The sequence below is a fragment of the Kribbia dieselivorans NBRC 106261 genome, assembly GCF_001552435.1.
Classification (GTDB): domain Bacteria; phylum Actinomycetota; class Actinomycetes; order Actinomycetales; family Dermatophilaceae; genus Kribbia; species Kribbia dieselivorans.
Map to the genome: position 1 here is coordinate 1 of NZ_BCRE01000193.1, position 10302 is coordinate 10302.

Genomic DNA, 10302 nt, shown 5'->3' on the forward strand with positions numbered 1-10302 from the left:
CGGGGGCGTCAGTGGCGGAACTCGGCGGAGTAGATCGCGTCCTGAGCGCCCGCGGCGAGGAGATCGGTGTCGAGGTAGACGATGAGCGACCACCCGGAGGAGTTGCGGTAGGTCACCGCCGAGGTGCCGGTCGACGAGCGCGACCAGTCGCCGCCGCCGGGTCCGGAGTAGCCACCGACGGTGGTCATGGCCGCGGAGCTTGCGTACTGCTCGGCGTCCGTGGAGCGACCCGCGCCCCAGGCTCGCACAAAGCGGTCGGCGTACTCACCGGCGCTCGTCGGCAGTCCCGCGCCCTGCACGGACGGGGTGTACGGCTGCGGCTCGTAGCCGAAGTTCGTCGTGACGATCGCGTCCGAAGCGCCGCGACTGGCCGTGGCCGTGTCGACGATGACGTACAGCAGGTCACCGGAGGTGTTGCGGTACGTCACCTGGGTTCGCGCGTCCTGCGGAACGCTGCTCACTCGGCTCCAGTTCGAGCCGCCACGAGCGGTGTTGCCGAACAGCGTCGCCACGGTGTCGCTCGTGGCCAACTCGTCGGCCCGTGCCCGGTCGCCGATGCCCCAGGCGCGCACGAAGAGGTCGGCGTAGGCCGCCGGATCGGTGGGGAACGCCGTCGCCGTTGCGGTGGCGGTGACCGTGGCGGTCGTCGTCCGCCGTGTCGTCGAACTGGACGTCGACGAGGGCTTCGACGTGGCCGCCGACGTGCTCGAGGCCGTCGCGGTGACCGTCGTGGTGACGGCCTGACCGCTCCCACCACCGGCCGCACAACCGGTCAGGCCCACCGCAGTCGCGACAATGATCGGCGTGGTCAGACTGCGATGGGCCATGAACGAGACTCCTTACCAGCGGGGCAGGGCGCTGGCGCGCCACGCGCCGCGGCCGTGGGCCAGACTGCGACGCACCTGGGTACGCGGATTGCTCCACAGGGAGCGGCGCGGTTCGGGTTCGGACTCGCCGCCGCCCATCGCCGAGAACACCGCCACCAGTGCGGCGATCTGTTCATCGGTCGCGTCACCGAGGATCTCGATGACCGGGGCCGCGGACGCCGCCGGCTCGGCGGCCGCAGCCACCTCGCCCACGGCATCCTGCGCGGTGGCACCGTTGGTCGCCACGGTCGTGTCGGACACGCTTGCCTCCTGGCTCACAGCGGGATGTTCCCGTGCTTCTTCGGCGGCAGCGACGCGCGCTTGTTACGCAGGGCGCGCAGCGCGTTGACGACGTGGTGCCGCGTACGGGCCGGGGTGATGACGGTGTCGATGTAACCGCGCTCCGCCGCGATGTACGGGTTCGCGAGGGTCTCGTCGTACTCGTCCATGAGCTGCTTGCGCACGGCCTCGACATCGGCGCCCTCGGCCTCGGCCTGCGCGATGGTCTTGCGGTGCAGGATGTTGACCGCACCCTGCGCACCCATGACCGCGATCTGACCGGTCGGCCACGACAGGTTGATGTCGGCACCGAGGTGCTTCGAGCCCATGACGTCGTACGCGCCGCCGTAGGCCTTGCGGGTGATGAGCGTGACCAGCGGCACGGTCGCCTCGGCGTAGGCGTAGATGAGCTTGGCGCCGCGACGGATGATGCCGTTGTGCTCCTGGTCGACACCGGGCAGGAAGCCGGGCACGTCGACGAACGTCAGGATCGGGATGTTGAAGGCGTCACAGGTGCGCACGAACCGCGCGGCCTTCTCTGAGGCCTCGATGTCGAGCGTGCCGGCGAACTGCATCGGCTGGTTGGCCACAACCCCGACCGAGCGGCCCTCGACCCGGCCGAAGCCGATGACGATGTTCGGCGCCCACATGGCCTGGACCTCGAGGAACTCCTCGTCGTCCAGGATCGTGGTGATGATGTCCTTCATGTCGTACGGCTGGTTCGGGCTGTCCGGGATCGCCGTGTTGAGCGCGAGGTCGGCCTCGGTCGGCTCGAGGTCGTAGGCCCCGTCGTCGAAGTTCGGGGCGTCCTCCATATTGTTGCTCGGCAGGTAGGACAGGATCGCCTTGACGTACTCGATCGCGTCCTCCTCGTCGGTGCCCATGTAGTGGGCCACACCCGAGGACGTGTTGTGCGCCCGGGCGCCGCCGAGCTCCTCCATGCCGACGTCCTCACCGGTGACCGTCTTGATGACGTCCGGGCCGGTGATGAACATGTGGCTGGTCTGGTCGACCATGATCGTGAAGTCGGTGATCGCGGGGGAGTAGACCGCGCCGCCGGCGCAGGGGCCCATGATCAGCGAGATCTGGGGGATGACCCCGGAGGCGTGCACGTTGCGGCGGAAGATCTCGCCGTACAGACCCAGAGAGACGACACCCTCCTGGATGCGCGCGCCGCCGGAGTCGTTCAGGCCGATGACCGGGCAGCCGATCTTCATCGCGAAGTCCATGACCTTGACGATCTTCTCGCCGAAGACCTCACCCAGCGAGCCGCCGAAGACGGTGAAGTCCTGGGCGAACACAGCCACGGTGCGGCCGTCGACGGTGCCGTAGCCGGTGACGACACCATCACCGTACGGGCGGTTCTTGTCCTGACCGAACGCGCTGCTGCGGTGGCGGGCGAACTTGTCCATCTCGATGAACGAACCCTCGTCGAGCAGCATGTTGATGCGCTCACGGGCCGTCTGCTTGCCGCGCTTGTGCTGCTTCTCGATGGCCGTCTCGGAGGCCGCGTGGGCCACCTCGGCCGAGCGGCGCTTCAGCTCGGTCAACTGACCGGCGGTGGTCTTGAGGTCAGGCTTGGGCATGTCCTCGGGCAACGGGACGTCGTGCGGGTCGACCGGGATCTCGTCAGTGCTCTGCGCCATGGGGGGAGCCTAGCCTTGCCCTCATGCGAACTGCGATACACCTCCCCACTTTGGACACGGCCCTGACCGGCGCGGGGCTGCCCGGCGCGGTCGTGCTGGAGTCGGTCGACTCGACGAACTCGGAGGTGCGCCGCCGCGCGGTGCCGTATCAACTCGTCATCACCGAGCACCAGGTTGCCGGGCGCGGACGCCTGGGCCGGGTGTGGGAGGACGTGCCCCGCGCCGGCCTGGCGATGTCGGTGCTCGTGCCGACGCCGGCCCACCCGGGCTGGTTGCCCCTGCTCGCCGGCCTCGCCTTGCATCGCACATTGACGGAGCTCAGTGACCTCACCACCGCGCTGAAGTGGCCCAACGACGTGCTCGCCGCCGCGGACGTCGACGAGACCGGCGCGGAACGCAAGCTCGCGGGGATCCTCTGCGAGCTCGTCGACGAGGGCGTCATCGTCGGCATCGGGGTGAACGTCGACCACACCCGCGACGAGCTGCCAGTGCCGACGGCGACTTCGCTGCGGGTGGTCACGGAGATCGAGGGCGGGGCCGTCCCGGGCCGGGAGGTGATCGCGGCGACCTGGCTGCGCCACCTCGTCGACCTCGTGGAGCAGAGCGGGTCGGGTCACCTGGCGGACGTGCGCCACGCGTACACCCGGGCCTGCGCCACGCTCGGTCGCCGGGTTCGTGTCCACCGGCCCGACGGGTCGATCGACGAGGTGACCGCGACCGGCATCGACCCCGACGGGCGCCTCGTTCTCGACGGCCCGACCGGCTCGGCTACCGTTTCTGCTGGTGACGTGATTCACATTCGCCCCGCACCGTGAGTCGGGGCACTCGCAGCCATACGTGAAGGAGGAGCGATCGGATGACCGAGTCCGCCGACGCACCTGCCGATCACGAGCCCGCCGTCGAGAACGGACATGTCGCGAACGGGCGCGTCGAGGACGTGCCGCCGCACGACGCTCCGCACAGTCTCGAGGAGGCCCTGCTCGGGGCGGCGGCGACCTTCGGCCGGGCCGAGGTCGCGCGCGAGGCCGACGTCCCCCAGTTGTCGGCCCGGCGGTTCTGGCACGCCTTGGGCTTCCCGGTCGTCCAGAGCACCGACGAGATGTTCACCGCCTCCGACGTCGAGGCGCTGCGCCGCGTCGCCGCGCTCGTGCGCGACGACGTCGTCGACGAGGAACTCGCCCTCGGCATGGCCCGCGCCATGGCCCGCACCACCGACCGGTTGGCGGTCTGGCAGACGCAGTTGGTGCGCGAGGCCCTGACCGAGAGCGCCGATTCCTCCGGCGGGAGCCACGGTGAATCGGTGGACCCCCAGACCCGCGCCGAGCTCGCCCGCGAGGTCACCGACCGGATCGTCGCCCTGGCCGACGAACTCGAACCGATGATGATCTACATCTGGCGTCGGCAACTCACCGCCGCCCTCAACCGGGTCATGGCCGACGCCGCCCCCGAGGCGCCCGGGGCGGAGAGTCGCATCATCGGGTTCGCGGACCTCGTCAACTTCACCGCGGTCGTGCGGCGGATGACCGAACGCGAACTGGGCAACCTCGTCGTGCGGTTCGAGACCATCGCGCAGGATGTCGTCACCGCCCACGGCGGCCGACTGGTCAAGACCGTCGGCGACGAGGTGATGTTCAGCCACAACGACGCCCGCGCCGCCGCCGGTCTGGCCATGGACCTCGTCGAGGCCATCGCCGAGGAACCGGCCCTGCCGCCGGTGCGTGTCGGGATGGCCAGCGGCACTGTGCTCTCCCGCTTCGGCGACGTCTACGGCACCACGGTCAACAGGGCCGCGCGCATGACCGCGATCGCCCCGACCGGCGGGGTGCTCATCGACGACGCGCTCGCGCAACGGGTCGCGGTCGTCTCCGGTTTCCAACTGACCAAGGAGCGCCGTCGGGTCCTGCGCGGCATCGGCTCGGTCACCCCCTCGCGGCTGCACCGCAGCACCGGTGACCGGGCCGTCGACGACGCTCCGGTACCGCCCAAGACCGCCACGCTGGCCGAGCGAGGCTCCGACACGCCCGCCCCGAGCCAGCGCCCGACCCCGCGCTGGTACGACGCTGGGTAGCATCGGCGGGTGACTTCCCCCCAGCGAGCCCCCGGCGGCTTCCCCGTCGTGGGCATCATCGGCGGCGGCCAACTGGCGCGCATGTGTGCCGGCCCGGCCGTCGAACTCGGCGTGACCCTGAGCGTGCTGGCCGAGGCCCCCGACGCCTCCGCCGCGCTCGCCATCCCGTCGGCCCCGGTCGGGGCGCACACCGATGTCGACGCGGTGCTCGACTTCGCGCGCGCCTGCGACGTCGTGACGTTCGACCACGAACACGTGCCCACCGACGTGCTCGCCGCGATCGAGGCCGCGGGCATCCCGATGCACCCGCGCCCGACCGCACTCGTCTACGCCCAGGACAAGCTCGCCATGCGGCGACGGCTGACCGAACTCGGCGTGCCGTGCCCGCGGTGGGCCCAGGCACATACCGCCGCCGAGGTGCAGGCGTTCGGTGACGAGGTCGGCTGGCCGATCATCGCCAAGACCCCACGGGGCGGGTACGACGGGAAGGGCGTCATGGCCGTGTCCGACCCGGCCGAGCTGACCGATTGGCTGGCCCGAGCGGCCGGTGACGGCTCCGGGCTGCTGCTCGAGGAGAGGCTCGACTTCACCCGCGAGCTGGCCACCCTGATCGCCCGCAGCCCGTCCGGACAGGCGGTCGCCTGGCCCGTGGTCGAGACGGTCCAGACCGACGGGATCTGCACCGACGTCATCGCGCCGGCGCCGAACCTGGGCGACGACGAGGCGGCCGAGGCGATCGCGATCGGCCTGACCATCGCCCGCGACCTCGACATCACCGGGGTGTTCGCCGTCGAGATGTTCGACGTCAACGGTCACGTGCTCGTCAACGAACTCGCGATGCGGCCGCACAACTCCGGGCACTGGTCGATGGACGGAGCCGTGACCGGCCAGTTCGAGCAGCACCTGCGCGCCGTGCTCGACCTGCCGCTGGGCGACCCGCGGGCGCGGGCGCCGTGGACCGTCATGGCCAACATCCTCGGGGGCGACGACACCGAGCTGTACTCCGCCTACCGGCACGTCATGGCGCGCGACCCGGGCGCGAAGGTGCACCTGTACGGCAAAGGCGTGCGGCCCGGGCGCAAGATCGGGCACGTCAACGTCTGCGGCGACGACCTCGCCGACCTGCGGGAGCGCGCTCGTCACGCCGCCGACTACATCCAAGGTGCCGTCCGTGAGTGACGCGCTCCACGACGCTCCGCCCATGACCCCAGGCATCGAGAACGACAGGACACCGACGTGAGCGAGACCACGACCCCCACCTACCCGCCGACCGAGGCCGTCGTCGGCCTGGTGATGGGCTCCGACAGCGACTGGCCCGTCATGGAGCAGGCCGCGCTGGCCCTGGAGGAGTTCGGCATCGAGTACGAGGCCGACGTCGTCTCGGCCCACCGGATGCCCGACGAGATGATCGCGTACGGCCAACAGGCGGCCGACCGCGGCCTACGGGTGATCATCGCCGGGGCCGGGGGAGCGGCGCATCTGCCGGGCATGCTCGCCTCCGTCACGACCCTGCCGGTCATCGGCGTGCCGGTGCCGCTGAAGTACCTCGACGGCATGGATTCGCTGCTCTCGATCGTGCAGATGCCCGCCGGGGTGCCGGTCGCGACGGTCTCGATCGGCGGAGCGCGGAATGCCGGGCTTCTCGCCGCCCGCATCGTCGCTGCCGGGGCCGGTGAGGAGGCGCAGCGGGTACGGGCCGCGATGCGCCGGTTCCAGACCGACCTGCGCGACCAGGCCCACGCCAAGGGCGCGCGCCTGCGTGAGCGCACCGGCCCGGCCTGAGCGTCGACGGCGCCAACCATCGGCTCCCGTGCCCGATAATGAACGAACGGTCTCGGCACCGCCGGGCCCCGAACCAGGAGAACTCGTGACCAGAATCGCCGTTGTCGGAACCGGATACGTCGGGCTGTCGATCGCCGTGCTGCTCGCCCAGCACAACGAGGTGGTCGCCTTCGACATCAATCCCGACCGGGTCGCGATGCTCAACGATCGGCGCAGCCCGATCCACGACGAGGAGATCATCGACTTCCTCGGCACCAAGGAACTGAACCTGACGTTCACCCTGGACAAGGAGGCGGCCTACCGGGGGGCCGAGTTCGTCGTCATCGCCACACCGACCGACTACGACGAGGTGACGAACTACTTCGACACCTCCTCGGTCGAGGGTGTCATCGCCGACGTCATGGCGATCAACCCCGACGCGGTCATGGTCATCAAGTCGACCGTCCCGGTCGGGTTCACCAAGTCGATGCGCGAGTCCACCGGCAGCGAGAACATCCTCTTCTCGCCCGAGTTCCTGCGCGAGGGCAAGGCGCTGCTCGACAACCTCCACCCCTCGCGGATCGTCGTGGGTGAGGTCAGCGATCGCGCGCAGCGGTTCGCCGACCTGCTCGTCGAGGGTTCCCTCGAACAGGACACCCCGGTGCTGCTGACGCACTCCACCGAGGCCGAGGCGATCAAGCTCTTCGCCAACACCTACCTGGCCCTGCGCGTCGCGTACTTCAACGAGCTGGACTCCTTCGCCGCGACCCACGGACTGGACACCCGGCAGATCATCGAGGGCGTCGGGCTCGACCCGCGCATTGGGAAGCACTACAACAACCCGAGCTTCGGCTACGGCGGCTACTGCCTGCCCAAGGACACCAAGCAGCTCCTGGCGAACTACCAGGACGTGCCGCAGAACATCATGCAGGCCGTCGTCGATTCCAACCGCACCCGCAAGGACTTCATCGCCGAGGACATCCTGCGGCGCCAGCCCAAGGTCGTCGGCGTGCACCGCCTGATCATGAAGGCCGGTTCGGACAACTTCCGCGCCTCCTCGATCCAGGGCGTCATGAAGCGCATCAAGGCCAAGGGCATCCCCGTCGTCGTCTTCGAGCCCAGCCTGGAGGAGGACACGTTCTTCGGCTCCGAGGTCATCCGCGACTTCGAGAAGTTCTGCGAGATCTCCGATGTCATCGTGGCCAACCGCATGACCGAGGAGCTCGAGCCGGTGGCCGCGAAGGTGTATACCCGGGATCTCTTCCACTCCGACTCCTGAAGGCGGATACGCTCTGCGGTGTGACTGGAAACCCTGACTTCGACCTGTTCCGGATCTCCGAGGACCACCTCGCGCTGCGTGAAGCCGTGCGCGCCGTGGCCGAGGACAAGATCGCCCCGTTCGCGGCCGACGTGGACGAGAACAGTCGCTACCCGCAGGAGGCGCATGACGCCCTCGTGCAGAGCGACTTCTTCGCCCCGCACGTGGCCGAGGAGTACGGCGGCGTCGGCGCCGACGCGCTGGCGACCTGCATCGTCATCGAAGAGGTCGCGCGCGTGTGCGCCTCCTCGTCGCTGATCCCGGCGGTCAACAAGCTGGGTTCCATGCCGGTCATCCTCGCGGCCAACGAGGAGATCAAGCAGACGTACCTTCGGCCGATGGCCGAGGGCAGGGTGACGTTCTCGTACGGCCTCTCCGAGCGCGAGGCCGGTTCGGACACCGCCGGCATGAAGTGCCGCGCCACTCGCGACGGTGACGACTTCGTCCTCAACGGGCAGAAGTCGTGGATCACCAACGCCGGAGTCTCGGAGTACTACACGGTCCTGGCCGTCACCGACCCCGAGGGCAAGCGCGGCAACAACGTCACCGCGTTCGTCGTCGAGAAGTCCGACGCGGGCTTCGACTTCGGCGAGAAGGAGCGCAAGCTCGGCATCAAGGGCTCGCCGACGCGTGAGTTGCACTTCGACAACTGCCGCATCCCGGCCAGTCGCATGATCGGCGCCGAGGGTGAGGGCCTGAAGATCGCGCTGCGCACGCTCGACCACACCCGCGTCACCATCGGCGCGCAGGCCGTCGGCATCGCGCAGGGCGCCCTCGACCACGCGCTGGCGTACGTGCAGGAGCGCAAGCAGTTCGGCAAGCACATCGCCGAGTTCCAGGGGATCCAGTTCATGCTCGCCGACATGGCGATGGAACTCGAGGCCGCGCGTCTGATGGTCTACTCCGCCGCGGCGAAGTCGGAGCGCAACGACGCCGACCTGACGTTCTTCGGTGCGGCTGCCAAGGCGTTCGCCTCCGACGTCGCGATGAAGGTCACCACCGACGCGGTGCAGCTGCTCGGCGGCGCGGGGTACACCCGCGACTTCCCGCTCGAGCGCATGATGCGCGACGCGAAGATCACCCAGATCTACGAAGGCACCAACCAGGTCCAGCGCCTCGTCATGGCGCGTCAGCTGCTCAAGGGTCTGCCGGCCGCGCGCTGATCCGCCCCCTGGGTTCACCCCTCACGCCGAGTGGTCAATTGTTGTGGGATAAGGGCTCCTTATCCCACAACAATTGACCACTCGGCGTTGGTGTGAGGGTGAGGTTACGGTTTGACCGAGAGGGGCTCGTCGTTGCGGATCGCCGTGAACAACGCCTTCGAAGCCGCCGGGTCCCAGTGCACGGCGCTCCCGGCCGCGGTCGCCAGGTTCTCGTTGTCGAGGGGCACCGTCACCGAGTTGCCGCCACCACCGGCGACCGTGCGCATGGCCAGGCCGGCTCGGAGGGTGTCGATCATCGAGTCGTCCTGACCGACGGAGACTGCGGAGGCGGTCGCGCCGCCGAGGGAATGTACCCGCCATGGCAGGAGCACGTTGCTCGGCGAGGCCATCTTGCCCATCAGCGCCCCGAGGAACTGCCGCTGCCGCTCCACGCGCCCGAGGTCACCCTTCGGGTCGGAGTAGCGCGCCCGCACGTAACCCAGCGCGTTCGGCCCGTCGAGCACCTGGCAGCCCTTGGGCAGGTCGATGTGGGCCTTCTCGTCCTTCATCGGGGCCTTGAGGCACATGCGCACCCCACCGACGGCGTCCACGACGGTGGCGAAGCCGCCGAAGCCGATCTCCATGTACCCGTCGATCCGAATGTCGGCATTGTGCTCGATCGTCTCGGCCAGCAGCTTCGGACCACCGATGGCGAACGCCGCGTTGATCTTGTTCAGCCCGTTGCCCGGGATCTCGACATAGGAGTCCCGTGGGATCGAGATGAGGGTCGGGTCACCCGAACCGGTGTGCAGCACCATGATCGAGTCGGTGCGTGCGCCCTCGGCGGTGCCGGTGCCGAGCTTGTTGCGCTCGGCCTTGGACATCCCGGAGCGGGAGTCCGACCCGACCATGAGGATGTTGCGGCCCTGGCCCGCGGCCGCGCGCTGGCCACCGGGCGTGGCGTCGACCCGACCGACCTGACCCCAAGCGGAGTTCACCGCCCAGATCATGGCGATGACGTACACCAGCAACAACGCGATGAGGATGACCATGATCCGGCGCACGGTGTACTTGGCCGACCTCGGGCCGCGGGGCGCGGGGTACGCCGCAGCCGCGGCGCCGCCCCCACCGACGCCCATGCCACCGGAGGAGCGCCCGGTCCCCGAGCGCAGGGGAGTGGGCCGTGGCGTGACCGGGCGGGGTCGGTTGGCCGGGCGCGGCC

General features: G+C 69.5%; 10 protein-coding genes. 6 read left to right on the forward strand and 4 right to left on the reverse strand.

Annotated elements, in window-relative coordinates:
- Nucleotides 1–8: 8 nt before the first annotated feature.
- From KD1_RS13900 to KD1_RS13910, 3 genes are read right to left on the reverse strand one after another with little or no spacing between them, the layout of a single operon-like run.
- Nucleotides 9–827 carry a hypothetical protein gene (locus tag KD1_RS13900; protein ID WP_068402899.1) on the reverse strand — a complete coding sequence of 273 codons (819 nt, stop codon included), beginning with the start codon at nucleotides 825–827 and terminating at the stop codon, nucleotides 9–11.
- Between the two features lie 12 nt (nucleotides 828–839).
- A complete protein-coding gene (locus KD1_RS13905; protein ID WP_217995899.1) occupies nucleotides 840–1127 on the reverse strand; it encodes an acyl-CoA carboxylase subunit epsilon in 288 nt (95 codons plus the stop codon).
- A gap of 14 nt (nucleotides 1128–1141) precedes the next feature.
- Entirely contained in the window at nucleotides 1142–2731 is a 1590-nt protein-coding gene (locus KD1_RS13910) for an acyl-CoA carboxylase subunit beta (RefSeq protein WP_068402912.1), read from the reverse strand.
- A gap of 83 nt (nucleotides 2732–2814) precedes the next feature.
- Between KD1_RS13910 and KD1_RS13915 the strand changes: the two genes are divergently transcribed.
- The 6 genes from KD1_RS13915 to KD1_RS13940 all read left to right on the forward strand — a co-directional run bounded on the left by KD1_RS13915 (nucleotide 2815) and on the right by KD1_RS13940 (nucleotide 9101).
- Nucleotides 2815–3606 (forward strand): biotin--[acetyl-CoA-carboxylase] ligase, encoded by a 792-nt coding sequence (locus KD1_RS13915; RefSeq protein WP_083542492.1) that lies wholly within the window; start codon nucleotides 2815–2817, stop codon nucleotides 3604–3606.
- A gap of 41 nt (nucleotides 3607–3647) precedes the next feature.
- A complete protein-coding gene (locus KD1_RS13920) occupies nucleotides 3648–4859 on the forward strand; it encodes an adenylate/guanylate cyclase domain-containing protein (RefSeq protein ID WP_083542493.1) in 1212 nt (403 codons plus the stop codon).
- Between the two features lie 9 nt (nucleotides 4860–4868).
- On the forward strand, nucleotides 4869–6038 hold the full coding sequence (locus tag KD1_RS13925) for a 5-(carboxyamino)imidazole ribonucleotide synthase (RefSeq protein WP_068402901.1): 1170 nt from the start codon (nucleotides 4869–4871) through the stop codon (nucleotides 6036–6038).
- Nucleotides 6039–6152: 114 nt separating this feature from the next.
- Nucleotides 6153–6641: a 5-(carboxyamino)imidazole ribonucleotide mutase gene (gene purE / locus KD1_RS13930; RefSeq protein ID WP_157073367.1), complete on the forward strand. Its 489-nt coding sequence runs from the start codon at nucleotides 6153–6155 to the stop codon at nucleotides 6639–6641.
- A gap of 85 nt (nucleotides 6642–6726) precedes the next feature.
- Nucleotides 6727–7899, forward strand: a complete 1173-nt coding sequence (locus tag KD1_RS13935; RefSeq protein ID WP_068402905.1) for a nucleotide sugar dehydrogenase — start codon at nucleotides 6727–6729, stop codon at nucleotides 7897–7899.
- Between the two features lie 20 nt (nucleotides 7900–7919).
- Nucleotides 7920–9101, forward strand: a complete 1182-nt coding sequence (locus KD1_RS13940) for an acyl-CoA dehydrogenase family protein (RefSeq protein WP_068402908.1) — start codon at nucleotides 7920–7922, stop codon at nucleotides 9099–9101.
- Nucleotides 9102–9205: 104 nt separating this feature from the next.
- On the opposite strand, the gene KD1_RS13945 is transcribed toward KD1_RS13940, so the two are convergent.
- Nucleotides 9206–10302 (reverse strand): LCP family protein (locus tag KD1_RS13945; protein WP_245627421.1); only part of this gene is annotated, 1097 nt, incomplete at its 5' end.

Excerpts from the sequence above, each read along its gene's own strand:
- KD1_RS13900 (WP_068402899.1), bottom strand. The coding sequence starts at position 827 with ATGGCCCATCGCAGTCTGACCACGCCGATCATTGTCGCGACTGCGGTG.
- KD1_RS13910 (WP_068402912.1), bottom strand. The coding sequence starts at position 2,731 with ATGCCCAAGCCTGACCTCAAGACCACCGCCGGTCAGTTGACCGAGCTG.
- KD1_RS13915 (WP_083542492.1), top strand. The coding sequence starts at position 2,815 with ATGCGAACTGCGATACACCTCCCCACTTTGGACACGGCCCTGACCGGC.
- KD1_RS13920 (WP_083542493.1), top strand. The coding sequence starts at position 3,648 with ATGACCGAGTCCGCCGACGCACCTGCCGATCACGAGCCCGCCGTCGAG.
- purE (WP_157073367.1), top strand. The coding sequence starts at position 6,153 with ATGGGCTCCGACAGCGACTGGCCCGTCATGGAGCAGGCCGCGCTGGCC.